Below are 24,074 nucleotides of genomic sequence, written 5' to 3'. Positions count from 1 at the left end.
GCGGGCCCTTATCATGGCACCTTTAGGCCGCACTTTGAGGCGGCGGGAGGTACTATTTCACGGAAACTTACGTCCGTATAGTCATATTATTTGACTATTTGACTGAACGTTCGCCGGTGCTGACTAAAAAGAGAGGCGAAGAAAACTAGATCAGCTTCCGCTGCGCCAGGTTCTTCATCAGTGCGCCGATGCCAAACGTCCACGGCTCGCACTCGTCGCTGGTGCGCATACGGTTGACGAGCTTGCCGAGCTGAGGCGCGGCGATCGTGACGATGTCGTCGCGCTTGTGGGTGAAACCCTGCCCCGGCGCATCGCGATCCTTGACCGGCGCGAACATCGTGCCGAGGAACAGAACGAAACCGTCAGGATATTGATGCACCTTGCCGATGGTCTGCGCGACGAGATCGGTGGGGTCACGGCTGATCATGCTGATTGAGGAATGGCCGTCGAGAGCGAAGCCATCCGCGCCCTTCACGTTCAGGCTGATATTGAGCTTGCGCGCATCGTCGAGCGTGAAGGTGTCGTCGAACAGGCGCAGCAGCGGCCCAATCGCGCACGAGGCGTTGTTGTCCTTGGCCTTCGACAAGAGCAGCGCAGAGCGGCCTTCGAAGTCACGCAGATTCACGTCGTTGCCGAGCGCGCCGCCGACGATCTTGCCGCGGCTGGAGACGAACAGCACCAGCTCCGGCTCGGGGTTGTTCCAGGTCGACTTCGGATGCAGCCCGGCATCCATGCCGGTGCCGACCGAGGACAGCGTCGGCGCCTTGGTAAAGACCTCGGCGTCCGGGCCAATGCCGACTTCGAGATATTGGCTCCAGGCGTTCTGGTCGATCAGCACCTGCTTCAGATGCATCGCCTGATCCGAGCCCGGCTTGAGTTTTGACAGATCGTCGCCGATCAGCCGTGTCACTTCCTTCCGGATCGCTTCGGCCGAGGCCGGATTGCCCTTGGCCCGCTCCTCGATCACGCGTTCCAGCATCGAGATGGCGAAGGTGACGCCGGCGGCCTTCAAGGTCTGGAGATCCACCGGCGCGAGCAGCCATGGCTTGTTCGGATCGCGCCCATCGGGCGCCGTGTTGGCGACAATGGCTTCGACATCGCCGATACGCTCGCCCTTGGTCGCGGCAAGCGCCTTGGCCGGATTGTCCTCTTCGCAGAGGGTGCTGACGGTCGGGAATTTCGCGGTGACATCAAAGACGCCGTCGGCGCGCACGGCAACGACGGCCGGACCGTTCGCCTGCGGCAGCCAGACGCGACCGACCAGCGTCCCCTTCGTTCCATCGTCGGGGAGAAGGTCTTTCACGGTGAGTGTCGTCATGGCGGCGTCCTCGCTCTTTCTCGGATCGGCGGCGCTTGCTCAACGGCCAACCATATTGATGAAAACCAATAGCGGTCTGGCAGGGGAAGTCCAGAGCGGCGGCACGCCGCAATTCGTGCTCGCCATCGCGGCGCGTTTTTACTTGAACCAGTGCACCAGCGCGATGCTGATCCCGAGCAGCAGCATCAGCGACAGCGTCACCGCAGCCGTCACCCGTCCCCCGACATTGGCGAGTACCTTCACGTCGACGCCGAGGCCCAGTGCGGCCATCGAGACCACTGTGAGAAAGCTCGTGATCTTCGTCACGGGCCCCACCACCGTAGCCGGCACGATCTCGAGCGACCGCAAAGTCGCGAGCACGAGGAAGCCGAGGATGAACCACGGAACCAGGCGGAAGAATCCGACATTGGTTTTCTTGGCGCCGGTCTGCCAGCGCGAGGCGACCAGCGAGAGGCCGACGACGACGGGTCCCAGCATCAGCACGCGCATCAACTTGACCAGCGTGCCGATCTGCGTGGAGATCAGGCCCGCCGGCACAGTTGCTGCGAGCACCTGCGGCACGGCATAGACGGTCAGGCCTGCGAGGATGCCGTATTGCGTGGCGGTGAGCTGCAACAACGGGATCAGCAGCGGCAGGCCCAGCACCATCATCACGCCGAGGATGGCGGTGAAGGAGATCGAGGATGCGATCTCATCGCTGGTGGCGCCGATGATCGGCGCCACCGCCGCGATGGCAGAATTGCCGCAGATGGAATTGCCGCAGGCAATCAGGATCGACAGCCGCGTCGACAGTCCGAGCAGGCGGCCGAGGCCGAAGGAAACGCAGAGCGCAATCACGACGACGGCGGCGATCGAAGCCAGCAGCGCAATGCCCGAGGCTGCGATGGCCGCGAAGCTGATGGAAGCGCCCAACAGCATGACGGCGACTTCGAGCAGCTGCTTGGCGCTGAAGGCAATGCCGGCCTGCCAGCGGGCTGCGGGCTTCCAGAAGCTGCGGAGCGCCATGCCGAGCAGGATCGCCATCACCAGCGCTTCGACATAGGGGTGCTCGAAAGCGCCCAGCTCGGCCTGTTCGAGCAGGGCCGAGACACCAGCGACGGCGATGCAGAGGAGAATGCCGGGAATCAGCGCGACGATGCGGCTTACGGCAGTGGTCGGCTTGGCGTCGGCTGAGCTGGATGCTTGATTCTGCGACACAAATCTCTCCCAGAGGAGAAGGATTTATACGCAGGGCGCTCGAGTTGGGGAATAAGTTTTCGACATATCAGGGCCGAGAGAAGTTACATCCTCAGCCCGGGCTGACCGGCTCAAAACAGCAGGTTCTTGGCGATCGAAGCCACGTGACTGAAGCTGTCGTAGACGCCGGGCTCGAAGAAGGCCGCACGCGCGAGCACGATTGCCGCGACCAGCGACCAGAACAGGCCCGTGCCGGCCCGCAGCAGGAGCTTTGAGGCGCGCGACGTCGGCTGGGCGTCCGTCGCGGACACCAGCTGCTCGCCGAAGGGCTCAAATCCAGTGCGTTCCATGGCCGTGCCAATCCATCAATCTGTGAAGGGAATGTCGTCGTTTCGGCCCCAAACGGCAATGGAAGCGATTGGCGTTTTTGTCTCCTGAGGAAGAAACTCCTTCCGTCCGGCGGATGCCGGACGATAGTTTTCTTCTTTTGGCCGGTTTTTTGGGCCGAGGTCAGACCATGGCGACCGATCGCGTCGATGCCCTTCAGCTCATCGATCCCGCGCGCCCGCTCTCCGCCGGCGTGAATTCGAGCCCGAGGCTTTCAGCCACCGCCTTGTTGGTAATGCGCCCGCGATGCACGTTGAGCCCGTTGCGCAGATGCGGATTCTCCAGCACCGCGGCAAAACCCTTGTTCGCGAGCATCAGGCCGAACGGCAGCGTCGCATTGTTCAGCGCCTGGCTCGACGTCACCGGCACCGCGCCTGGCATATTGGCCACGCAATAATGCACGACGCCGTCGACCTCGTAGGTCGGCTCCGCATGCGTCGTCGCATGCGAAGTCTCGAAGCAGCCGCCCTGGTCGATCGCGACGTCAACCAGCACCGCACCCGGCCGCATCGACGACAGCATCGCACGCGTGACCAGCTTTGGCGCACTGGCGCCGGGCACCAGCACCGCGCCGATCACGACGTCGGCGGCAAACGCCTCGTCTTCGACGGACTCGATCGTGGAGAAGCGGGTGCGTACGCGTCCGGTAAAGAGATCATCGAGCTCGCGCAGGCGCGGAATCGAGCGGTCGATCACGGTGACTTCGGCGCCAAGCCCTGCGGCCATGCGCGCGGCCTGCGTTCCCACCACGCCGCCACCGAGCACGACGACGCGCGCTGGCTGCACGCCCGGCACGCCGCCGAGCAGCAGCCCGCGACCGCCAGCCGATCGCTTGAGCGCGGCGCCGGCGGCCTCGATGGCGAGGCGGCCTGCGACTTCGCTCATCGGCGCAAGCAGGGGGAGGTGACCGGCCGCGTCGGTGACCGTTTCATAGGCGACCGCAGTGCAGCCGGAGGCGAGCAGGCCCTTGGCCTGTTCGGGATCCGGCGCAAGATGGAGGTAAGTAAACAGGATCTGGCTTTCGCGGAGCTGGGCCCATTCGCTCTTCTGCGGCTCCTTCACTTTGACGATCATATCGGATTTGGCGAAGATGTCGCGTGCGCTCGCAGCGATGGAGGCCCCTGCCCGCTGATAGACCTCGTCGGACGCGCCGATGCCGCTGCCAGCGCCGGTTTCGACTGTGACCTGATGCCCGGCCGCGACATACTCGCGGACAGCACCCGGGGTGAGCCCGACGCGATATTCCTGGACCTTGATCTCCTTGGGCACACCGACACGCATCCTGGGCTCCTTTTGATTCACCTCATGATCGTAGCGACGCAGGCAGTTTGGTTTCGTGCAAATATCCGCTAGCTTTGGCTTTCCCGCGCCGGTTTCGGTCGCGGAAATGTCCTTTGACGCTGGAAACGAAACCTTGGCCCTCGACCGGAAAGATCTCGCCATTCTCGCGGAACTCACGACCAATGCGCGCGCCAGCCACACCGAGCTCGCCAACAAGGTCGGCCTCTCCAGCACCGCGCTGGCGCGGCGGCAAAAGACGCTGGAGGACGACGGCTACATCCAGGCCTATCAGGCAGCGCTCGATCTGGCGCAGTTCGGCCTCACGACCACGGTGCTGGTGCGTATTGCGCTGGAGAGCCAGAGCGACGATGCGCTGAAGGCGTTCGAGGCGGAGGTAGTGAAGTGCCCCTCCGTCGTGCGCTGCTTCCTGATGTCGGGGACCGACGACTACATCCTGATCGTGCTCGCTCGCGACATCCAGGATTTCGAACGCATCCACCGCACGGAGCTGTCGCGCCTACCACGTGTGGCGCGGGTGCAATCGAGCTTCGCGCTGCGCGAGGTCGTCAACCGCGCGGTGCCGATCGTGGTGTTCGGCGAGACGAAGCGCTGATCGACGCCGGCCGTGCAACGGATCGCGCTGTCAAGCGCCTCACTTCACAGCTGCCTTCATTCGATCATCAAAGAAAATTGAGGTGCCGCTTCAGCCGAACGGTTGAAGCGCGATGGGGTGTTCATCAGACCCAAATGAAGGGGGCCCGACGTAGCCGATTTCGCGGTCCCTTTCATACAACCATCTGATTCTCGGGGTCTTCGATGTTCAAATCCAGCCGCCGTTTCTTCATCCAATCCGTTGCATTCGGTGCCGGCGTCCTTGGCGCCACCAAATCCGCGTTCGCAGCGCCCGACGGACATGCCGCCGGCTACGACGTTGCGCCCGCATCCGAGTTCCTGAAGACGATCCCCCGCAAATCGGGGGATCCCATGGTGTTCACAACCTCGCTCGACAAGGGACCGATCAAAGCCACATCCGGCGGCTGGGCGCGCGAGGTCACGGCCCGCACCCTTCCGCTGGCGACCGGAATTGCCGGCGCGCATCTCTTCGTCAACGCAGGCGGTGCCCGGGAAATGCACTGGCACAATTCGGCCGAGTGGGCCTACGTCGTCGACGGCCATTGCCAGGTGACGGTGGTCGATCCCGAGGGCCAGCTCGAAGTGGTCAATCTCGCTCCCGGTGATCTCTGGTTCTTCCCGAAAGGCCACAGCCACGCCATCCAGACGCTGGGGCCCGCCCCTTGTCATGCCATCCTCGCCTTCGATGACGGCCTCTACTCCGAGCACGGCACGTTCGGCATCAGCGACTGGATGAGCCGCTATGACGCGCCGACCCTGTCGCAGGCGCTCGGCGTTTCCACCGAGACGTTCAGCCCGGACCCGAAGGCCGAGACCTACATCATGCAAGGCGAGGTGCTGGCGCTCGACGGTCCGCAGGCAAAAGTCGCCCGTGCGCTGGACCGCGACCGCACCCACCGTTTCGCACTGATGTCGCAAAAGCCGCGCGTGAGCACGGCGGGCGGACAGCTTTACGTCGCCTCCGCCAAGGAGTTTCCGGTCTCGAGCACCATGACCGGGATCGTCCTCAAGCTCAAATCCGGCGCGATGCACGAGCCGCATTGGCACACCGACGCCAATGAGTGGCACTATGTGCTGAAGGGACGTACGCGCGTGACGCTGTTCGCGTTCGACAAGCGGGTTGCGGTCGCGGAACTCTCGGCCGGAGAATGCGCCTACATCCCCGCCAATTGCGGACACTCCATTCAGAACATCGGCCAGGAGGATGCCGAAGTGATCGGCGCGCTCGACAGCGGCACCTACCACGAAAGCAGCCTCGGCAACTGGCTGGCGAAGGCGCCGCGGCACCTGCTCGCCAATAATTTCGGTGTCTCAGACGCAGCGGTGGCGAATTTCGGGCGGAAGCGCATGATCGTCGCCGCGGCGGGCTGATCGCTCGTCGCGCGTGTGCAATCGGGCTTCGCACTGCGCGAGATCGTCAACCGCGCAGTGCCGACCGTGGTGTTCGCAAGGCGAAACGGCAATTGGCAACTGCCTCTGCTTCCAGGCTCGTCCCTTTCCGTCGAATGGAATGTTGCTACGACGATCGAGGTACCTCGTACGGATACGGCAATTCGAATTCTCTTTCGGGCCCTTGGTGGCCGATGTATCGTGCTCCAGAGCCGCTACCGGGATGTGCCGAAATCCCGGCAATCATTGGCGGCCAGTATGCCTACGGCGGGCATCGCAACTTTCATCATTCCAGAGACTGCGGCTGTGACGAGTGGCTCGGCACGGCCCGAACATTTGCTGCCATCATCTCGGAAGGAGGACATCTCATGCATTTCTGCCTCACGGGACAATATACGCCACACGCTCTCAACGCCATTTTGGAGAACCCTACGACCAATCGCCAGGAGGCGGCGAGAAAACTCATCGAGGCGGCCGGTGGAAAGCTGATCTCGATGTACAGTGTTGCGGCCGACGGCCCGGGCGTTCTGGTGATCTTTGACGTGCCTGATCCGGGTTCGGCTCCGGCCATCTCCGGTCTGACCGTCACCGCCGGCACCCTGCAGAACGTAAAACTCACTCGGCTGTTCACACAGGACGAGATCAAGCAGGTGCGGCAGAACGCGGCCAAGCTGCGCGCCTCCTACAGCCCGCCAGGCAGCTGAGATCTGAACCGTTCCAGATGCGTGCCGCCGCTCCATCGCCGGGAGCGGCGGCAGGCGCCCGTGGCGGCTGCAGCCGGTTCCCCCTCGCAACGCTGTCTGCCATCGGCCCCCCTGTCATAGAACTGTCATCGAATGTGCAGAGACCTGTCCGTCTCGCAATTCGGGACACGCCATGGACTATTTCAAGCGCTTCAACTTCCTGTTCGCCGCACCTGTATTCGACACCGACGACCTCGAAGGCGTCCGCTTCAACCAGATCATCGAGGAGATCCAGCGCTCCGGCTTCGAGGTGGTCCGGGCCCGCAAGCTGGAGGACGCCGAAATCGCGGTGCAGACCGACGCCGCGATCGGCTGCATGGTGGTGGACTGGGGCAAGAAGGGACTTGAGGGCAAGACCTCGGCGCTGATCAATCTGATGCGGCGCCGCGGCCTCGACTTTCCGATCATCCTCCTGATCCGGCGCAAGCGCTTCGAGGACCTTCCGGTCGAGGTGCTCGACTTCATCGACGGCTACGTCTTCCTCTCCGAGGAAACGCCGACCTTTATCGCCAAGAATTTGATCAGCCGGCTCAAGCAATATGCCGAGACGCTGAAGACGCCGTTCTTCGGCGCGCTGGTCGACTATGCCGAGGAAGGCAACCAGCTCTGGACCTGCCCGGGTCACAATGGCGGCGTGTTCTACAATCGCAGCCCGATCGGCCGGGTCTTCGTCGAGCATCTCGGCGAATCCGTGTTCCGCGACGATCTCGATAATTCCGTGCTCGATCTCGGCGACCTCCTCACCCACGAGGGCCCGGCACTGAGGGCACAGAAAGAAGCGGCGCAAATCTTCGGCGCGGAAAAAACCTATTTCGTGCTCAACGGCACCTCGACCTCGAACAAGGTCGCGCTCGGCGCGCTCGTCACCGACGGCGACCTCGTGCTGTTCGACCGCAACAATCACAAGGCCGCCCATCACGGCGCGCTGATGATCAGCGGCGGCATCCCGGTCTATGTCCCGACCATCCGCAACGCCTGGGGCCTGATCGGCCCGATGCGCTGGGACATGCTCGACGAGAAAGCCCTGCGCGAGACGATCCGCAATCATCCGCTGGTCACGGACAAGGACGCCTGGCGCAAGGAGCGGCCGTTCCGCGTCGCCGTGGTCGAGCAGTGCACGTATGACGGCACCATCCACAACGCCGAAATGATCCTGAAGCGCATCGGCCATCTCTGCGAATACATCCTGTTCGACGAAGCCTGGGCCGGATTCATGAAATTCCACCCGCTCTATGCCGGCCGTTTCGCGATGGGGCTCGCCAACCTTCCGCCGGAGGCGCCGGGCATCATCGCGACGCAGTCGACCCACAAGCAGCTCGCGAGCTTTTCACAGGCGTCGCAAATTCACATCAAGGACCGCCACATCCGCGGCCAGAAGCGCCGCGTCGAGCATCGCCGCTTCAACGAAAGCTTCATGCAGCACGCATCGACCTCGCCATTTTATCCGCTGTTCGCCTCGCTCGATGTCGGCGCACAGATGATGAAGGGGCGATCGGGCGAAGTGCTGTGGGACGATACGATCCGGCTGGGCATCGAGCTGCGCAAGAAAATCCGGGCGATGCGCCGGGAGTTCGAGGAGAAGGAGCAGAACGCGGATCGGCGCTGGTTCTTCGAGCCCTTCGTCCCCGATCGCGTCGCCATCCCCGACGTCAGCCGCCCCGGCGGTGCGCACAACGTCGCCTGGGAGACGCTGTCGACTGACGAGCTCGCGACCAATCCCGCGCTGTGGCAGCTCGGGCCCGACAGCACCTGGCATGGCTTCCCCGGCATGGCCGAGGGCTTTGCCATGACCGATCCGAACAAGCTGACGCTGCTTACCCCCGGCTTCGACCGCGCCACCGGCGCCTATGCCGAGCACGGCATCCCCGCCCCGGTCGTCGCACAGTATCTGCGCGAAAACCGCATCGTGCCGGAGAAGAACGACCTCAACTCCCTGCTCTTCCTGCTTACGCCGGGCGTCGAGGCGAGCAAGGCCGGCACGCTGATCTCCGGCCTCGTCGCCTTCAAGAAGCTGCACGACGACAATGCGCTGCTCGCCGACGCGATCCCGGAATTCTATCAGCGGCGGCAGGCGCGCTATGCCGGCGTGCGGCTGCGCGACCTCTGCGGCGAGATGCACCGCTTCTTCCGTGCCGCCGATGTCAGCGCACTCCAGGCGCGGCAGTTCATGCCCGAGCACATGCCTGAGATCGCCATGTCGCCGCGCGATGCCGCGCGCTATCTGTTCAAGAACGACGTCGACTATCTGCCGATCGAGGCAATCGCCGGCCGCATCGCCACCACCCCCTTCGTGGTCTACCCGCCCGGCATCGCCACCATCGTTCCCGGCGAGCGACTGACGGAACGAGCCAAGCCCATGGTTGATTATCTCAAGATGTTCGAAACCTGCTTCAATACGTTTCCGGGCTTCGATGTGGAAATCCAGGGCGTCTACAAGGAGGTCGATGCGCGGGGTCACATCGGGCTCTATACCTACGTTGTTGCCGAGTAGGCGCCGATGAACGAAACAGCGATTGCACGCACCGATGACGAGACGGTCCTGGTCCGGCCGTCACGCGAGAGCGATATCGAGGCGATGCTGGCGATCTATCGCCATCACGTCCGCAATGGCGTGCCGCGCGACGTCGAGGGAACCGGCGCGCCGGAGCCGGACGACCTACGCGACCGGCGCAAGAATTTGAAGCAGACCCGGCTGCCGCATCTGGTCGCGACCTATCGCGGCGAGGTCGTCGGCTACGCCTATGCTGTGCTGTTCCGCAAGCGACCGGCCTATCGCTACACGGCCAAGCACTCGATTTACGTCCACCACGAGCATCTCGGTCGCGGCGTCGGACGGCTGCTGCTCCAGAACCTGATCGATGCGTGTGCTGCGGCCGGCTTCCGTCAGATGATCGGCTATATCGATGCCGATAACGCGCCGTCGCTGGCGCTGCACGAGAAGTTCGAGTTCACACGCGTCGGCCTGCTCTGCGGCGTTGCCTATCGGCACGGCCGCTGGTCTGATACCGCCATGGTGCAGCGTTCGCTCGGCGCCGGCGTCACCGCGCCGCCACCGGCCGCTAGGCCTTAGGTCGGAAAGTCAGCAGCTCTGACCTGGATGCGGTCGGCGTGCAGCGACCAGTGATGCAGCGCCTGGTCCTTGCAGAATCTCGCCTTCGCCCGCTCCCTGGCCTCGTCCTCGTCGGCGGCGTCGATCTCGAGCGCGCCCTGGCAGACCTCGATCTCCCGGCCGTACTGACCAAGCACGTCCTTCATGAACTTGACGACGTAAGTGGACATGGGACCTCCCTGTGCGTCCGCGGCACTCTAATCCCATTTTGCCCGGATGCGGGAGGGAGAATTTGACGGAGATCAAGGCCGGCGACGGTTCCGCACCGTCAATCCAGGCGTCGGTTTGATCCGTCAGCCATCAGGTCTTGATATCGAGCAGCGCGTCCGTCGTTTCGGAATAGGCCTGAATGACCTTGGCATTGGCAATGAAGTTGTACTTTGCGGTCGCCAGTTGAACGAACTCGCTGGCGAGATCGACGTTCGGCGCTGCGACCAGGCCATCCTGGTTTGCAAAGGGAGCGCCCGGATCGGATTGTGCGGCATAGCTCGGCGAAACCGTCGACACGGTCGCCCTCGTACCGCCTGGCGTCGAGCCGGTCGATTGATCGACCTGATCGACTCGCAACGGCACATAAGCCGCGGGATAAGTCGAACTCGTGCTCGAACTGCCGGCACCGGCCGATGTGCTCGATCCGCCTGACGCGGGTAGCGGGCCGGTCGTGCGGACATTGGCGATGTTGCTCGCGGCCACGTTCGCGCGCAAGCTCGCCGCAGAAAGTCCGGAAGTCGCAATCAAAAGTATGCTCATAAAACCTGATCTACAGGACAAGTCATACGCGTTCATTCACGCCATCGATAAGATGCGCCGCTTTGCATTTTCACCGCGGTAACCAATGATGGGCGCGCAACAGCCTTTCGCGCTCCCTACTCGGGCGTGACGCCAAAGGCCTGCTTGAAGCGCTCGGCATAAACAGGCCAGACCTCGGGATTGATGATGCGCGGCGGCCGCTTGCCGTCGAGGGTCTCCAGCACCTGCTCGGCGGCGATGCGGCCCATGTTCTGGCGCGCCTCGATCGTGACGCCCGCGGTGTGCGGGCTCGCCAGCACGTTGTCGAACTGCAGCAGCGGATGCTCCGGCGGCGGCGGCTCCTTGGACCAGACGTCGAGGCCGGCACCCGCAATGCGCTTGTCGCGCAATGCCTGGAGCAACGCGTCCTCGTCGTGGATGAAGCCGCGTGCCGTGGTGATGAAATAGGCGTGCGGCTGCATCAAGCCGAATTCGCGCACACTGATCATGTTGCGGCTGCCCTTGTTGAGCGGGCAGGAGATCGAGACGAAGTCGGCGCGGCGCAGCAGCTCGTCCAGCTCAACCTTCTCGCCGCCCCACTCGGCCATTACTTCGGCCGTGAGGTAAGGATCGTAAGCCAGCACTTTCATGCCGAGCAGACCTTTGCACAGCGCAGCGATGCGGCGGCCGACATTGCCGAGGCCAATGATGCCGACGGTCTTGTGCTCGACCTCGTTGCCGACGAGTTCGTTGCGGTTGACATTGGGCACACGGCGCAAGCGGCGATCGGACTGGATGATACGCTTGGACAAGGTCAACATCATCGCCAACGCGTGCTCGGCCACCGAATGCGCATTGCCGCCCGACTGGTTGACCACCAGCACGCCCGCATCCGTGCAGGCCTCGACGTCGACGGGGTCAAAGCCTGCGCCGTTGCTGGAGACCAGCAGCAGGTTCGGCGTGCGCTTCAGGAAGGAAGCGTCGACATGGAAATGCGGCGCCAGCTCGTCGCGGGCGGCGCCGATCTGGTAGACATGGGCCGCGCTCAGGATCGGGGCGTAAAAGTCCTCGGGACTCTCGTTCTCGATGCGGTCGAGCCGGAGGTCGGGACGCGCCTTCATGATGTCGATGTAGATCGGGTTGGCCAGGTATTTGACGTAGAAGACGCGCTTGCTGTTGACCGACATCAGGACCCTTCCGGTTCTCTCGTGGAGATCCGCAAGGCCAGCGCGATGCGCCCCCGTCCATGCGTCCCTCCCGCTTTCTCATTATCCCGCTTATGACATGGCGGTGCCGGTCACGGCAGGCCGTCTGGCGCAGATCACGGTGCCGGCCCGGACATGTTGACAATCCTGCCCGCTCCGTCAAGTTTCGGCAGACCGCCGCGACGACCGGGACAATGGTCAAGACCAAAAAACCTGCGCGGCTGAAGGGAGAACGCGATGGCGATTGCGGAACAGCAGACTTCGTCCCAGGCGGGACCGGGGTCCGGCGACAGAAGCTGGCATAGCATCGTCCTGCAAACCCTGAAGCGGAACGAGATCAGCCTCATCCCCTACGTGCCCGATCGGGTGCTGACGCCGCTGATCAAGAATTTGCACGCCGATCCCTTCTTCACGACCTTTGCGACTGCCCGCGAGGAAGAGGCCGTCGGCATCGTCTCGGGCGCCTGGATGGGCGGGCGGCGCGGCGCGGTCCTGATGCAGACCTCGGGTTTTGCGACGCTCGCCAACACGCTCGCCTCGCTCGCGGTGCCCTACCAGATTCCGCTGATCATGTTCGTGTCCGAGCGCGGCACGCTCGGCGAGTTCAATTACGGCCAGTCCCTGGTCTGCCGCACCATGCGCCCGGTGCTGGACTCGCTCGCGCTGGAGCACCACACCATCACCCGGCTCGACGATCTCGAGTTCATCGCCGACCGCTCGATCAAGCAGGCTGTCACCACGCAAGCGCCGGTGGCGCTGATCCTCAACCCGCTGCTCACCGGCGGCAAGACTTTCGACAAGTGAGCCCGGACATGAACGCGCGCAACACCAAGGTGATGAACCGTTTCGATGTGACGAAGCGCCTGATCGCGAAGTTGAAGCACGAAGAAGCGGTGGTCGGCGGCATCGGCAACACCAATTTCGACCTCTGGGCCGCTGGCCACCGCCCGCAGAATTTTTACATGCTCGGCAGCATGGGCCTCGCCTTCCCGATCGCGCTTGGCGTGGCGCTGGCGCAGCCCGACCGCCGCGTCTTCGCGCTGGAGGGAGACGGCTCGTTGCTGATGCAGCTCGGCGCGCTCTCGACCATCGCGACGTTGAAGCCGAAGAACCTGATCATGATCGTGATGGACAACGGCATCTACCAGATCACCGGCGCGCAGCCGACGCCGGCCGCGGGTGTTGCCGATCTCGTCGCCATCGCCGTGGGGTCGGGGCTCGCCAAGAGTGCCTGGGCGGCGGACGAGGAGGATTTCGAGCGGCTGATCGACGAGGCCATGTCGGCCGACGAGCCCAGCCTGGTCGCCCTTCGCATCGACGACAAGCCCGGCGTCGGTACCACCCGCAGGGATCCCGTGCAGATCCGCGAGCGCTTCATGCACGGCCTCGGCGTCCGCGAACCGCTCTGATGGCCAGTCCTTGACGACAAGGCCCCGCGGAGCGTCGCTCCGCGGGGGACCCCGATATTCCAGTCGCTTATGCGCCGATCAGTCGATGATCTTGACCACCCGACGCGAGCGCGGCTCGACGATCACGCGGCGATCGTTCACGACCGCATAGCGATACTCGGTGTAGTTCGGCACGGGGCGCAGCACCACGGTCGGGGGCAGCGGCTCGCCGACGACAACGCGCTCATGCACCACCACGGAATTATCGCGCGGGATGCCGCCGAGGATCGCATTCGGAATTTCCAGGCCCGCGCCAACGGCCGCACCGACAGTGCCGCCGACCATCGCCCCGACCGGACCGCCGATGTCGCCGCCCGCGCGCGCGCCGTTCCTGGCGCCCTCTTCGGTCGTCGACTGGGCAAAGGCTGCACTCGACGCCAGCAGCGCCGCGGCGGCCAACGAAATCGCAAGACGGGTCTTCATGTCCACACTCTCCAGTGTTTGTTGATGCGCCTTCAACCGCGGGGTCGGAGCATTGTTCCAGCACCGCCGCGACGAAAGTTGCATCACGTCCGGAGAGTGTTACCGCGTAACAGTTCAGGTCGCGGCGATTTCGTGCCCCGCCATCAGTTCCAGCGCCCGCACCATCGCCGAATGATCCCAGCCCTTGCCGCCATGCGCGGTGCAGGACGAGAACAACTGCTGCGCCACTGCCGTGCTCGGCAACGAGAGCCCGAGTGCGCGAGCGCCTTCGAGCGCGAGATTGAGATCCTTCTGGTGCAGCTCGATGCGGAAGCCGGGATCGAAATTGCGCGTCACCATGCGCTCGCCATGCACTTCGAGAATCCGCGACGAGGCAAAGCCGCCCATTAGCGCTTTACGCACCAGCGCGGGATCGGCACCGGCCTTGGATGCGAACAGCAGCGCCTCGCTCACCGCCTCGATCGTCAGAGCGACGATGATCTGGTTCGCGACCTTCGTCGTCTGCCCGTCGCCGTTGGCCCCGACATGCGTGACGTTCTTGCCCATCTTGTCGAAGATCGGCTTCATGGTGTTGAAGGCCCGCTCCGGACCGCCGACCATGATGGTGAGGCTCGCAGCCTTGGCGCCGACCTCGCCGCCCGACACTGGCGCATCGAGATAATCCGCGCCCAGCGCCTCGATCTTCTTCGCGAACTCCTTGGTCGCCAGCGGCGAGATCGAGCTCATGTCAACCACGATCTTGCCTTTGGAGATGCCGCCGGCAACGCCGTCCTTGCCGAACAATACGGCCTCCACATGCGGCGTATCCGGCACCATGATGATGACCGCATCCGCCTCCTCCGCGACTTCCTTCGCCGACTTGCAGGCGGCGCCGCCCGCCGCAATCAGCTCCGGCGCGACCGGCGCGACGTCATGCAGGAGAACGCGGTGGCCCGCGGCCAGAAGATGACCGGCCATCGGCCGTCCCATGGTGCCAAGTCCGATGAAGCCGATGTCGATCATGTCTTGATTTCTCTCAGTTGCGTTGGCGAAAATTCAACCACGTGCTCAGTGCACCTCTCCCGCTTGCGGGAGAGGTCGGCACGCAGTGCCGGGTGAGGGTTCTACCTGCCCAGGAATTTTCACCGCATCTCCCGAACCCCATCGCGGAGACACCCTCACCCCAGCCCTCTCCCGCAAGCGGGAGAGGGAGCGCACTGCCGCCGTGACGTCCTCACGTCTCGAAAGTCTGCGCGGCGTGCCAGGACAGGCCTTCGAGCGTTGTGGTGCGCGGCTTGTATTCGCAGCCGATCCAGCCGCGATAGCCGATCGCATCGAGATGGCGGAACAGGAAGGGATAGTTGATCTCGCCGGTGCCGGGCTCGTTGCGGCCGGGATTGTCGGCGAGCTGGATATGGGCGATATGCGGCAGGTATTCCTGCATGGTGCGGGCGAGATCGCCCTCCATGATCTGCATGTGATAGATGTCGTACTGGATGAACAGATTGTTCGACCGCACCTCGGAGATCAGCTGCACCGCCTGCTCGGTGCCGTTGAGGAAGAAGCCGGGAATGTCGAGCGTGTTGATAGGCTCGACCAGCAGCTTGATGTTCTCGCGCGCCAGCGTCGAAGCCGCAAAGCGCAAATTCCCGACCAGCGTCTCCTGCAGCTCGCGCGGATCGGCATCCACAGGCGCGATACCGACGAGGCAGTTGAGCTGCTCGCAATCGAGCGCCTTGGCGTAGTCGATGGCGCGGAACACGCCGTCGCGGAATTCGGCGGTGCGATCGGGTATGATCGCGATGCCGCGCTCGCCGCCGGCCCAGTTGCCGGCCGGTAGATTGTGCAGCACCTGGGTCAACCCGTGGGCCTCTAGCTGCTCGCGCAAAAGCGCCTTGTCGAAATCGTAGGGGAAGAGATATTCCACCCCGGCAAAGCCCGCCGCCTTCGCCGCAGCGAAGCGGTCGATGAACGGCATCTCGTTGAAGAGCATGGTGAGGTTGGCGGCAAACTTCGGCATGATGCTGTCCCCTATTCTGCCGGCTGCAGCACGCCGGCCCGCGCGATCCCGACCTCGTCGAGCGGCAGGTCCAGCACCTCCTCGAACTCGACGATGTTGTCGATCTCGGTGCCCATCGCAATGTTGGTGACGCGTTCGAGGATGAACTCGACCACCACGGGCACGCGGTGCTTCTTCATCAATTCGTGTGCCGTCGCGAACGCGGCCTGGGTGTCCTTGGGATCGGTAACGCGGATCGCCTTGCAGCCGAGGCCCTCGGCGACGGCGACATGATCGACGCCGTAACCGCCGAGCTCGGGCGCGTTGATGTTCTCGAACGAGAGCTGGACGTGATAGTCCATGTCGAAGCCGCGCTGGGCCTGGCGGATCAGGCCGAGATAGGAATTGTTCACGACGACGTGGATGTAGGGCAGATTGAACTGCGCCCCGACCGCGAGTTCCTCGATCAGGAACTGGAAGTCGTAATCGCCGGAGAGCGCAACGATGTCGCGATCCGGGCATGCCGCACGCACGCCGAGCGCGGCCGGCAGCGTCCAGCCGAGCGGCCCGGCCTGCCCCGCGTTGATCCAGTTGCGCGGCTTGTAGACGCCCAGAAATTGCGCGCCTGCGATCTGCGACAGGCCGATCACCGTGACATAGGTGGTGTCGCGGCCGAACGCCTTGTTCATTTCCTCGTAGACGCGCTGCGGCTTGATCGGGACGTTGTCGAAATGGCTCTTGCGCAGCATGGTCTTCTTGCGGTCACGGCAGGCCGCGGGCCACGCCTGGCGCTCGCGGAGCCTGCCGGAACGTCGCCACTCCCTGGCGACGGTGACGAAGAGCTCGAGCGCAGCTTTCGCGTCCGAGACGATGCCGAGATCGGGATTGAACACGCGACCGATCTGGGTCGGCTCGATGTCGACATGCACGAAGGTGCGGCCCTTGGTGTAGGTCTCGACAGAGCCGGTGTGACGGTTGGCCCAGCGATTGCCGATGCCGAGCACGAAGTCGGATTCCAGCATCGTGGCATTGCCGTAACGGTGGCTGGTCTGAAGGCCGACCATACCGGCCATCAGCACGTGATCGTCGGGCATCGCGCCCCAACCCATCAGCGTCGGGACCACCGGCACGTTGGTGATTTCGGCGAACGCCACCAAGAGATCCGAGGCATCGGCGTTGATGATGCCACCGCCCGCGACGATCAGCGGCCGCTCGGCGGCGTTGAGCATCTCCAGCGCCTTCTCGACCTGCTTGCGCGTGGCGGCCGGCTTGTAGACCGGCAGCGGCTCATAAGTCTCGTCGTCGAACTCGATCTCGGCGAGTTGCACGTCGAGCGGCATGTCGATTAGCACCGGCCCCGGCCGGCCCGAGCGCATCACATGAAACGCCTGGCTGAACACGCGCGGCACCAGCGCCGGCTCACGCACGGTCACCGCCCATTTGGTCACGGGCTTTGCGATCGACTCGATATCGACCGCTTGAAAGTCCTCCTTGTAGAGCCGCGCGCGCGGCGCCTGGCCGGTGATGCAGAGGATCGGAATGGAATCGGCGATCGCCGAATAGAGCCCGGTGATCATGTCGGTGCCGGCCGGCCCGGACGTGCCGATGCAGACGCCGATATTGCCGGCCTTGGCCCGCGTATAGCCCTCGGCCATGTGCGAAGCGCCCTCGACGTGGCGCGCGAGGATGTGGCGGATCGAGCCGCGCTTCCTCAGCGCCGAATAAAGCGGATTGATCGCGGCTCCGGGAACGCCGAAGGCCGTCGAGATGCCTTCCTTCTCCAGGATACGCACGGCTGCATCGATGGCACGCATCTTCGCCATATCGGACCTCGCTCGGTTACGTCAGTTCGAGCGTGATCATCAGGCGCGCACGCCTGGCACTCAACGAGATCGATTTTATTTTCCACGATGCGGCAGCCGCGGAAAAACTGCGGCTGCCTCAATCAGTTAGAGTAGGAGGCGCGTGAAAGTGATTACTCGAACAATGGCGCCAGCTGCATCTGCGGCACCAGCACGAGGCCCTTGTCGGTGATGCGAATTTCCGGAATGACCGATAGTGGAATCAGATTGAAGCCCATGTAGGGGATGGTGCAGCCGGCCTCGGTCCATTCCTTCTTCAAGACCTTGACCTCTTCAGCCACCTCGGTAACGCGCTTGTCCGACAAGAGCCCCGCGATCGGCAGCGGGACGAACGCCCTCACCTTGCCGTCTGCGACGACGCAGACGCCGCCCTGCTGCGCCTTGATAGCGGTAATCGCCACCTGCATGTCAGGCTCGTTGGTTCCGGCGACGATGATGTTGTGGCTGTCGTGGCCGACGCTGGAGGCCACCGCGCCGCGCTTCAGGCCGAAATCCTTCAACAGGCCATAGGCGACGTTGCCGGCCGATTTGCCATGACGCTCGACCACGGTGACGAAGCACAGGCCATAGCGGGCGAACAGCGGCGGCCAGTCCTCGGCCGGCTCGATCGCGACCTTGTCGTGGATCAGCGTGATGCCGGGCAGCGCAGTCTTGATCGCGTTGACGGTGCAGGCTTTCGTCGGGAGCTCCGGCGTCAGGTTGAGCTTCTCCGGCAGTTTTACGGTGACATAGGCCGCGTCAGGATATTGATAGCGCTGCGACAGCGCCTGATCGAGCCGCGGCGTGATCTTGCGGTTCTCGACGACCAGCTCGCCGCCATACCAGGTCGATTGCGGCTTGAGATTGTCGTCCATCAGCACGAGATCGGCGCGGCGGCCGCCGCCGAGCCCGCCGATGTCGCCCTCCATGCCGAACCGCGTGGCGCCATGCAGCGAGCCCATCGACCAAGCCTGCTCCGGCGACATTCCCGCCTTCACGGCTTCGCGCACCACCCAATCGAGGCCGAACATCAGGAGGTCATCGGCATCGCGGTCGTCGGTGCACACCGCAGTCCGCTTGTGCGAGGCGCCGAGCTCGGTGATCGTCCGGATCGCCTGCGGCAGCGAATGCCAGGGCGTCGTCGGCGGCCCGCCGCGAAGAAAAACCCAGACGCCGGCGTCGAGCAAATCGTCAGCGATGTCGCGATCGATCGCCTCATGGGTGTCGGTCACGCCGCTCGCCGCATAGGCCGCGACGAATTCGCGGCCGTAGACATGCCCGGACACCGGGCGCCCACGTTTCAGGGCCGCAGCGAGAATGGCATGGCTGCGCTCGTCGCCCATCGTCACAGGCACAAAGTCCATCTTCTCGCCGAGCCCGACAGCTTCGGGCCAGCGGTCGAACAGGCCGGCGATCTTGTCCGCCGTGAGGTCGCCGCCCGCCGTCTCCAATTCCGCCGACGTGGCCGGCACGGTCGACGGTACCGTCAAAAAGATCGAGAGCGGCGCTTCGCGGGCGTCCTCAAGCATCGCCTCGACGCCGGCGACATCCATGACATTGCCGATCTCGTGGCTGTCGCAGAAGATCGTGGTGGTGCCGTTTAGCAGCGCAGCCTCCGCATAGGCGCAGGCCGTCACCATCGAGGATTCGATATGGATGTGCGGATCGACCAGCCCCGGCGCGACAATGCCGCCGGCGGCGTCATATAGCGGCACATCGCTCCACGCCTTCTTCGCCGTGCCGGCGGGCTTCACCGCTGCAATGCGGCCGCCGGTGATCCAGACCTCCCGTCCCGGATGGATCCGCTCCGAATAGGTCGAGAGCACCCGCGCGCCCGTGATGACGAGGTCAGGCGCGGCGCGCGCAGAGGCGACATCGGCGAGGCGGCGTGTCATCGTGTGCAGCGGCGCGACGGCAAAACGGGTGAGTTTGGTCATCAGGACCCTCGCGTAGCATTACGTTCCAACGATGGTTACGCCCTGCGCCGAGCCGGGCAAGCTCAAATATAAAGGCACGCCCTGCTTACGCCTTAGGCGTCGAACCGCCTGCGGCCCCCGACCGAGCAGGTCTGCGCCGGTTCCGCGTTCTCGGCGTTGGTGCGGCAGTGGGCTTGACCCGAATCCGCATCGATCGCCCGTTTTGCTCGTCGATCTCGAACGAATTCGTCTTTCGCACGAGGTCACTCAGCTTGCGGAAGCCAAAGGTCCTCGGATCGAAATCGGAAGCCAGATTGGCAAGCTGCCGGCCGACTTCTCCGAGCGTGACCCAGCCGTCCTCGCTCTCCATCTGGGTGATGACCTTCTTGATGATGGGGGTCGCGGCATCAAGCGGCTGAAGCGATGTCGATCGTAACGCGGCGTCCTGGGTGTTCGCCGGGGCGGCAAGCAGGTTCTCCGTGTAAACGAACCTTCGGCAGGCCTGCCGGAAGCTTTCCGGTGTCTTGTGTTCGCCGAACCCAAAGACATCGACGCCCTGTTCCCGGATGCGGGCGGCGAGCCTGGTGAAGTCGCTGTCGGACGACACCAGGCAGAAGCCATCGAACCGGCCGCTGTGAAGCAGGTCCATCGCGTCGATGACCAGCGTTATGTCGGACGCATTCTTCCCCGTCGTATAGGCGAACTGCTGCTGCGGGATGATGGCGTGTTTCGACAGGATATCGGCCCAGCCCCTGGATCGCGCATTGGAGAAATCCCCATAGATGCGGCGAACGCTGGCTTCCCCGATCTTGGCAATCTCCTCGAACAGACCATCAGCGATCTTCGCGGAAGCATTGTCGGCATCGATCAGAACGGCGAGACGGGGCGAACGGAGCTCAGACGGCATGACATTCCCCAAAAGGACGCGACAACGGTGAATGGATATACCGATGTCGAGGCTCTTGCCGCCAGACCTGATTTCGTTTTAGGGCGCGATGGAGCGCAAACCTGGCTCAGCCCGGGTTCACCGCGGGCGTTACGCCCCCAAGCGCCGCCGTCAACTCCGCCGCGACCTCGCGCACCACGCGGCCGATCTCCGGCAACCGGGCATCGGTGACGCGGCTGGTCAGGCCCGAGACGGAGATCGCGGCCAGCGGTTCGGCGAGCGCGTTGTAGACCACGGCAGCGACGCAGCGCAGGCCCGCCTCGGCCTCTTCGTCGTCCACCGCAAAACCCTGCTTTCGGATGGTCGCGAGTTCCTTGAAGAGGTCGCTCGGCCGCACGATCGACTTCTCCGTCAAACGAGGCATGCCGTGGTGCCGGATGACGGCGCCGACATCCTCGTCGGAATAGGTCGCAAGCACGGCCTTGCCGACGCCCGACGTCACCATGGGAACGCGACCGCCGACCTTGGTCAGCGAGCGCATAATCTCGCGGCTCTCCATGCGGGTCAGCACGATGATGAACTCGTCGTCGACGACCGCAAGATTGGCGGTCTCTCGGGTGAGATCGCGAAGCTTGCGCAAATAGGGAATCGCCTGCGCCGTAAAATTGCGCCGCCGCGCAAAGCTCGCGCCCACGGTAAAGCTGCGCACGCCGACGTGCCATTTGGATTCGGCGCGGTCGAACTGCACGAAGCGGCGGCTTTCCAGCGTCGCCAGCAGGCGATGCACGGTCGAGGCCGACAGGCCGGTGCGGACGGCGAGATCGCTCAAGCGGTAGCCTTCGTCGTCCTCGGCGAGCGTCTCGAGGATCGACAGCGCGCGGTCGACCGACTGCACGCCGCCGTCACGATCTGCCTCCGATGCCGATCGTGGTTCGAGCGATTTGCGCCTGATCACGTTCTTGCCCATCGCGACCTGACCGTTCTCCCTCGCCCTATTAATTTTTTCCCCTCTCCCCGCTTGCGGGGAGAGGGTTAGGGTGAGGGGGAGTCTCCGCAAGGACGGTGACAGTTAGACTCGTGGAGAGTCCCCCTCACCCGAATTGCTTCGCAATTCGACCTCTCCCCGCAAGCGGGGAGAGGTGAACAGACAACCGCTCCGGATCATGCCGAAGCAGCATTGTCGTCTCAGAGCAGGCCCGCGCCGCGCGCCCACTTGTACTTGGCGCCGAGAACCTCGACCGGCAGCTCGGTCGAGTAGGCGTAGGCCGGGATGCCGTTCTGGTAGAGATATTCGGCGGCTTCCTCGACTTCGACGTCGCCGGCGAGCGAGGCGACGATCGGCTTCACAAAACCCTTGGCCTCCATCTCCTTCTTCACCTCGACCATATTGCGGGCAAACACCATCGGCGGCGTGACGATGGTGTGCCAGTAGCCGAGGATCAGCGAGTGGATGCGCTCATCCGTCAAACCGAGCTTCACCGTGTTGACGTAGGTGATCGGCGGCTCGCCGCCGGTGATATCCACAGGATTTCCGGCAGCTCCAAACGGCGGGATGAACTTGCGGAAGGCCGCATCGAGATCCGGCGGCATCGACATCAGCGACAGGCCGTTGTCGACGCAGGAGTCCGACAGCAGCACGCCCGAGCCGCCCGCACCGGTGATGATGAGCACGTTCTCCCCCTTCGGCGTCGGCAGCACCGGCACGCCGCGGGCGAATTCGAGCAGCTGCCGCAAGCTGCGGGCGCGGATCACGCCGGACTGCGCCAGCACGTCCTCGTAGATCTTGTCGTTACCGGCGAGCGCGCCGGTATGCGACGACGCCGCTTTCGCGCCGGCCGAGGTGCGGCCGGCCTTGAGCACGATCACCGGCTTCTTCTTGGAGACGCGCTTGGCGGCTTCCGCGAAGGCGCGGCCGTCCTTGAGGTCCTCGCAGTGCTGCGCGATCAGGTTCGTGTTGGGATCCTGCTCGAAGAAGGCGAGCAGATCGTCCTCGTCGATGTCGGACTTGTTGCCGAGGCCGACGATCGCCGACACACCCATTTTCGCCGAGCGCGAAAAACCGATGATGGCCATGCCGATGCCGCCCGACTGCGACGACAGCGCCGCGTGGCCCTTGACGTCGTAAGCGGTGCAGAAGGTCGCGCAGAGATTGGCCGGCGTATAGTAGAAGCCGTAGATGTTCGGCCCCATCAGGCGAATGTCGTACTTCCTGCCGACCTCGACGATCTCGGCCTGCAGCTCCGGCGCGCCGGCTTCAGCGAAGCCCGACGGGATCAGCACCGCACCGGGGATCTTCTTCTCACCGCATTCGGTGAGCGCCGCGGCGACGAACTTCGCGGGGATCGCGAACACGGCCGTATCGATCACGCCCGGCACGTCCTTGACGCTCTTGTAGGCCTTGTAGCCGAGGATCTCGGCCGCCTTGGGGTGGATCGGATAGATCTCGCCTTTGTAACCGCCGTTAATGAGGTTCTTCATCACGGAGTTGCCGATCTTGCCGTCCTCGGCGGAGGCGCCAACCACGGCGACCGCCTTCGGCTGCATGATGCGGCTCATCGCGGCGACGATCTCTTCGGTCGGGCGCGGCTTCGGTTTGGGCTTGTAGGCGAAGTCGACGACGATGCGCACGTCGGCCGCAATCGCGTCCTTTGCGGTGGCGAACACAGGGTTGAGGTCGAGCTCGACGATTTCGGGGAAATCGGTGACGAGCTGCGAGACCTTGACGATGATTTCGGCGAGCGCCGTGCGGTTCACCGGCTCGCCGCCGCGCACGCCCTTCAAAATCTCATGCGCCTGGATGCCGTCGAGCATCGACAGCGCGTCCTCCTTGGTCGCGGGCGCGAGGCGGAAGGTGATGTCCTTCAGCACCTCGACCAGCACGCCGCCGAGGCCGAAGGCGACCAGCTTGCCGAACGAGCCGTCGGTGATCGAGCCAACGATGACCTCGGTGCCGCCGGCCAGCATCTGCTGGACCTGGATGCCCTCGATCTTGGCATCGGCCTTGTACTTCTTGGCGTTGCCGAGAATGGTCTCGTAGGCCTTCTCGGCATCCTCAGCCGTTTTGACGCCGACGATGACGCCGCCGGCCTCGGTCTTGTGGAGAATGTCCGGCGAGACGATCTTCATCACCACCGGGAAGCCCATCGCGGACGCCATCTTGCCGGCCTCGCCGGCCGACTTCGCCACGCCCTCTTTCGGCACCGGAATGCCGTAGGCGTCGCAGACCAACTTGCCTTCCGGGGCGGTCAGGCTGGTGCGGTTGTCGGCCTTGACCTGGTCAAGGACCTTGCGGACGACGTCTTTGGAATTGGACATATGCTTCTCCCTTGACCTTCAGTTCTTGCTTTGCAAAGCGCGCGTGATGCGGCTGCCCGTGACACTTGCCATCGCCGCGCTTTGTTCCATCTAGCGGAACGGAGCGGCGAAATGCCTTGATTACTCCGCCAGCTTGGATCAAAAATGGCTAGAGATGGCATTTGGTATGCCAGAAGCCAACTTGTCAAGTCAGAGACCGACTTAGAACGCCGCAAAAAATAGCCAGCTTGACATTCTGGCATGTGGTATGCCAAAAACTTTCCGGTATTATTCCTGTAAAAGACGACTCCCACTGGA

At 63.9% G+C, this 24,074-nt stretch carries 22 protein-coding genes and 1 pseudogene; 8 read left to right on the top strand and 15 right to left on the bottom strand.

Annotated features, from left to right (window positions below; all coding sequences use genetic code 11):
• Positions 1-145: 145 nt before the first annotated feature.
• The 4 genes from ACP2YP_RS14795 to ald all read right to left on the bottom strand — a co-directional run bounded on the left by ACP2YP_RS14795 (position 146) and on the right by ald (position 4,162).
• On the bottom strand, positions 146-1,318 hold the full coding sequence (locus ACP2YP_RS14795; protein WP_426424968.1) for a fumarylacetoacetate hydrolase family protein: 1,173 nt from the start codon (positions 1,316-1,318) through the stop codon (positions 146-148).
• A 138-nt stretch (positions 1,319-1,456) separates the two neighbouring features.
• Positions 1,457-2,515 (bottom strand): YeiH family protein, encoded by a 1,059-nt coding sequence (locus ACP2YP_RS14790; protein WP_426424966.1) that lies wholly within the window; start codon positions 2,513-2,515, stop codon positions 1,457-1,459.
• Positions 2,516-2,625: 110 nt separating this feature from the next.
• Positions 2,626-2,844 (bottom strand): hypothetical protein, encoded by a 219-nt coding sequence (locus tag ACP2YP_RS14785; protein WP_426424965.1) that lies wholly within the window; start codon positions 2,842-2,844, stop codon positions 2,626-2,628.
• 193 nt (positions 2,845-3,037) lie between these two features.
• A complete protein-coding gene (gene ald / locus ACP2YP_RS14780) occupies positions 3,038-4,162 on the bottom strand; it encodes an alanine dehydrogenase (RefSeq protein ID WP_426424964.1) in 1,125 nt (374 codons plus the stop codon).
• 133 nt (positions 4,163-4,295) lie between these two features.
• Here ald and ACP2YP_RS14775 point away from each other — a divergent pair, with 133 nt between their 5' ends.
• From ACP2YP_RS14775 to ACP2YP_RS14750, 6 genes and pseudogenes are all read left to right on the top strand, one after another.
• Positions 4,296-4,775, top strand: a complete 480-nt coding sequence (locus tag ACP2YP_RS14775) for an Lrp/AsnC family transcriptional regulator (protein ID WP_426424963.1) — start codon at positions 4,296-4,298, stop codon at positions 4,773-4,775.
• A 203-nt stretch (positions 4,776-4,978) separates the two neighbouring features.
• Positions 4,979-6,166 (top strand): cupin domain-containing protein, encoded by a 1,188-nt coding sequence (locus tag ACP2YP_RS14770; RefSeq protein ID WP_426424962.1) that lies wholly within the window; start codon positions 4,979-4,981, stop codon positions 6,164-6,166.
• Between the two features lie 6 nt (positions 6,167-6,172).
• Positions 6,173-6,250: pseudogene (locus ACP2YP_RS14765) on the top strand (Lrp/AsnC family transcriptional regulator); the annotation flags it as partial.
• A gap of 302 nt (positions 6,251-6,552) precedes the next feature.
• Complete coding sequence (locus ACP2YP_RS14760; protein WP_426424961.1) at positions 6,553-6,888, top strand: GYD domain-containing protein; 336 nt, start codon at positions 6,553-6,555, stop codon at positions 6,886-6,888.
• A 172-nt stretch (positions 6,889-7,060) separates the two neighbouring features.
• Positions 7,061-9,418 carry an Orn/Lys/Arg decarboxylase N-terminal domain-containing protein gene (locus tag ACP2YP_RS14755; protein WP_426424960.1) on the top strand — a complete coding sequence of 786 codons (2,358 nt, stop codon included), beginning with the start codon at positions 7,061-7,063 and terminating at the stop codon, positions 9,416-9,418.
• Positions 9,419-9,424: 6 nt separating this feature from the next.
• Complete coding sequence (locus ACP2YP_RS14750) at positions 9,425-9,997, top strand: N-acetyltransferase family protein (RefSeq protein WP_426424959.1); 573 nt, start codon at positions 9,425-9,427, stop codon at positions 9,995-9,997.
• Here the strand turns inward: ACP2YP_RS14750 and ACP2YP_RS14745 are convergent.
• The 3 genes from ACP2YP_RS14745 to ACP2YP_RS14735 all read right to left on the bottom strand — a co-directional run bounded on the left by ACP2YP_RS14745 (position 9,994) and on the right by ACP2YP_RS14735 (position 11,952).
• Positions 9,994-10,206: a hypothetical protein gene (locus ACP2YP_RS14745; protein WP_426424958.1), complete on the bottom strand. Its 213-nt coding sequence runs from the start codon at positions 10,204-10,206 to the stop codon at positions 9,994-9,996. The two genes, ACP2YP_RS14750 and ACP2YP_RS14745, sit on opposite strands and share 4 nt — an antisense overlap.
• Positions 10,207-10,336: 130 nt before the next feature.
• On the bottom strand, positions 10,337-10,786 hold the full coding sequence (locus ACP2YP_RS14740) for a flagellar basal body rod protein FlgC (RefSeq protein WP_426426157.1): 450 nt from the start codon (positions 10,784-10,786) through the stop codon (positions 10,337-10,339).
• 116 nt (positions 10,787-10,902) lie between these two features.
• On the bottom strand, positions 10,903-11,952 hold the full coding sequence (locus ACP2YP_RS14735; protein WP_426424957.1) for a hydroxyacid dehydrogenase: 1,050 nt from the start codon (positions 11,950-11,952) through the stop codon (positions 10,903-10,905).
• A 255-nt stretch (positions 11,953-12,207) separates the two neighbouring features.
• Between ACP2YP_RS14735 and ACP2YP_RS14730 the strand changes: the two genes are divergently transcribed.
• A complete protein-coding gene (locus tag ACP2YP_RS14730) occupies positions 12,208-12,774 on the top strand; it encodes a thiamine pyrophosphate-binding protein (RefSeq protein WP_426424956.1) in 567 nt (188 codons plus the stop codon).
• An 8-nt stretch (positions 12,775-12,782) separates the two neighbouring features.
• Positions 12,783-13,379, top strand: a complete 597-nt coding sequence (locus tag ACP2YP_RS14725) for a thiamine pyrophosphate-dependent enzyme (protein WP_426424955.1) — start codon at positions 12,783-12,785, stop codon at positions 13,377-13,379.
• Between the two features lie 78 nt (positions 13,380-13,457).
• Here the strand turns inward: ACP2YP_RS14725 and ACP2YP_RS14720 are convergent, their stop codons facing one another.
• From ACP2YP_RS14720 to ACP2YP_RS14685, 8 genes are all read right to left on the bottom strand, one after another.
• A complete protein-coding gene (locus ACP2YP_RS14720; protein ID WP_426424954.1) occupies positions 13,458-13,841 on the bottom strand; it encodes a DUF1236 domain-containing protein in 384 nt (127 codons plus the stop codon).
• A 114-nt stretch (positions 13,842-13,955) separates the two neighbouring features.
• Complete coding sequence (locus ACP2YP_RS14715) at positions 13,956-14,843, bottom strand: 2-hydroxy-3-oxopropionate reductase (RefSeq protein ID WP_426424952.1); 888 nt, start codon at positions 14,841-14,843, stop codon at positions 13,956-13,958.
• 211 nt (positions 14,844-15,054) lie between these two features.
• Entirely contained in the window at positions 15,055-15,840 is a 786-nt protein-coding gene (gene hyi / locus ACP2YP_RS14710; protein WP_426424950.1) for a hydroxypyruvate isomerase, read from the bottom strand.
• A gap of 11 nt (positions 15,841-15,851) precedes the next feature.
• The gene (gcl, locus tag ACP2YP_RS14705) at positions 15,852-17,642 is read right to left on the bottom strand and encodes a glyoxylate carboligase (protein ID WP_426424949.1); all 1,791 of its coding nucleotides are present in this window, start codon (positions 17,640-17,642) and stop codon (positions 15,852-15,854) included.
• A gap of 152 nt (positions 17,643-17,794) precedes the next feature.
• The gene (locus tag ACP2YP_RS14700) at positions 17,795-19,597 is read right to left on the bottom strand and encodes an adenine deaminase (protein WP_426424948.1); all 1,803 of its coding nucleotides are present in this window, start codon (positions 19,595-19,597) and stop codon (positions 17,795-17,797) included.
• An 85-nt stretch (positions 19,598-19,682) separates the two neighbouring features.
• The gene (locus ACP2YP_RS14695) at positions 19,683-20,483 is read right to left on the bottom strand and encodes an NYN domain-containing protein (protein WP_426424946.1); all 801 of its coding nucleotides are present in this window, start codon (positions 20,481-20,483) and stop codon (positions 19,683-19,685) included.
• Between the two features lie 106 nt (positions 20,484-20,589).
• Positions 20,590-21,429, bottom strand: a complete 840-nt coding sequence (locus ACP2YP_RS14690; RefSeq protein ID WP_426424945.1) for an IclR family transcriptional regulator — start codon at positions 21,427-21,429, stop codon at positions 20,590-20,592.
• A gap of 218 nt (positions 21,430-21,647) precedes the next feature.
• A complete protein-coding gene (locus ACP2YP_RS14685) occupies positions 21,648-23,777 on the bottom strand; it encodes an acetate--CoA ligase family protein (RefSeq protein WP_426424944.1) in 2,130 nt (709 codons plus the stop codon).
• Between the last annotated feature and the right edge of the window lie 297 nt (positions 23,778-24,074).

Origin of the sequence: Bradyrhizobium genosp. A (assembly GCF_049949275.1) — a bacterium.
GTDB lineage: Bacteria > Pseudomonadota > Alphaproteobacteria > Rhizobiales > Xanthobacteraceae > Bradyrhizobium.
The sequence above is the reverse complement of the archived record's forward strand: the minus strand, read 5'-3'. Positions and strand labels throughout refer to the sequence as shown.

Coding starts and splice junctions, on each gene's coding strand:
- ACP2YP_RS14745 (WP_426424958.1), bottom strand. CDS start 10,206: ATGTCCACTTACGTCGTCAAGTTCATGAAGGACGTGCTTGGTCAGTAC.
- ACP2YP_RS14685 (WP_426424944.1), bottom strand. CDS start 23,777: ATGTCCAATTCCAAAGACGTCGTCCGCAAGGTCCTTGACCAGGTCAAG.
- ald (WP_426424964.1), bottom strand. CDS start 4,162: ATGCGTGTCGGTGTGCCCAAGGAGATCAAGGTCCAGGAATATCGCGTC.
- ACP2YP_RS14755 (WP_426424960.1), top strand. CDS start 7,061: ATGGACTATTTCAAGCGCTTCAACTTCCTGTTCGCCGCACCTGTATTC.
- ACP2YP_RS14720 (WP_426424954.1), bottom strand. CDS start 13,841: ATGAAGACCCGTCTTGCGATTTCGTTGGCCGCCGCGGCGCTGCTGGCG.
- ACP2YP_RS14770 (WP_426424962.1), top strand. CDS start 4,979: ATGTTCAAATCCAGCCGCCGTTTCTTCATCCAATCCGTTGCATTCGGT.
- ACP2YP_RS14760 (WP_426424961.1), top strand. CDS start 6,553: ATGCATTTCTGCCTCACGGGACAATATACGCCACACGCTCTCAACGCC.
- ACP2YP_RS14695 (WP_426424946.1), bottom strand. CDS start 20,483: ATGCCGTCTGAGCTCCGTTCGCCCCGTCTCGCCGTTCTGATCGATGCC.
- ACP2YP_RS14725 (WP_426424955.1), top strand. CDS start 12,783: ATGAACGCGCGCAACACCAAGGTGATGAACCGTTTCGATGTGACGAAG.
- ACP2YP_RS14785 (WP_426424965.1), bottom strand. CDS start 2,844: ATGGAACGCACTGGATTTGAGCCCTTCGGCGAGCAGCTGGTGTCCGCG.
- ACP2YP_RS14715 (WP_426424952.1), bottom strand. CDS start 14,843: ATGATCGACATCGGCTTCATCGGACTTGGCACCATGGGACGGCCGATG.
- ACP2YP_RS14795 (WP_426424968.1), bottom strand. CDS start 1,318: ATGACGACACTCACCGTGAAAGACCTTCTCCCCGACGATGGAACGAAG.
- ACP2YP_RS14735 (WP_426424957.1), bottom strand. CDS start 11,952: ATGTCGGTCAACAGCAAGCGCGTCTTCTACGTCAAATACCTGGCCAAC.
- ACP2YP_RS14700 (WP_426424948.1), bottom strand. CDS start 19,597: ATGACCAAACTCACCCGTTTTGCCGTCGCGCCGCTGCACACGATGACA.
- hyi (WP_426424950.1), bottom strand. CDS start 15,840: ATGCCGAAGTTTGCCGCCAACCTCACCATGCTCTTCAACGAGATGCCG.
- ACP2YP_RS14690 (WP_426424945.1), bottom strand. CDS start 21,429: ATGGGCAAGAACGTGATCAGGCGCAAATCGCTCGAACCACGATCGGCA.
- ACP2YP_RS14730 (WP_426424956.1), top strand. CDS start 12,208: ATGGCGATTGCGGAACAGCAGACTTCGTCCCAGGCGGGACCGGGGTCC.
- gcl (WP_426424949.1), bottom strand. CDS start 17,642: ATGGCGAAGATGCGTGCCATCGATGCAGCCGTGCGTATCCTGGAGAAG.
- ACP2YP_RS14750 (WP_426424959.1), top strand. CDS start 9,425: ATGAACGAAACAGCGATTGCACGCACCGATGACGAGACGGTCCTGGTC.
- ACP2YP_RS14740 (WP_426426157.1), bottom strand. CDS start 10,786: ATGAGCATACTTTTGATTGCGACTTCCGGACTTTCTGCGGCGAGCTTG.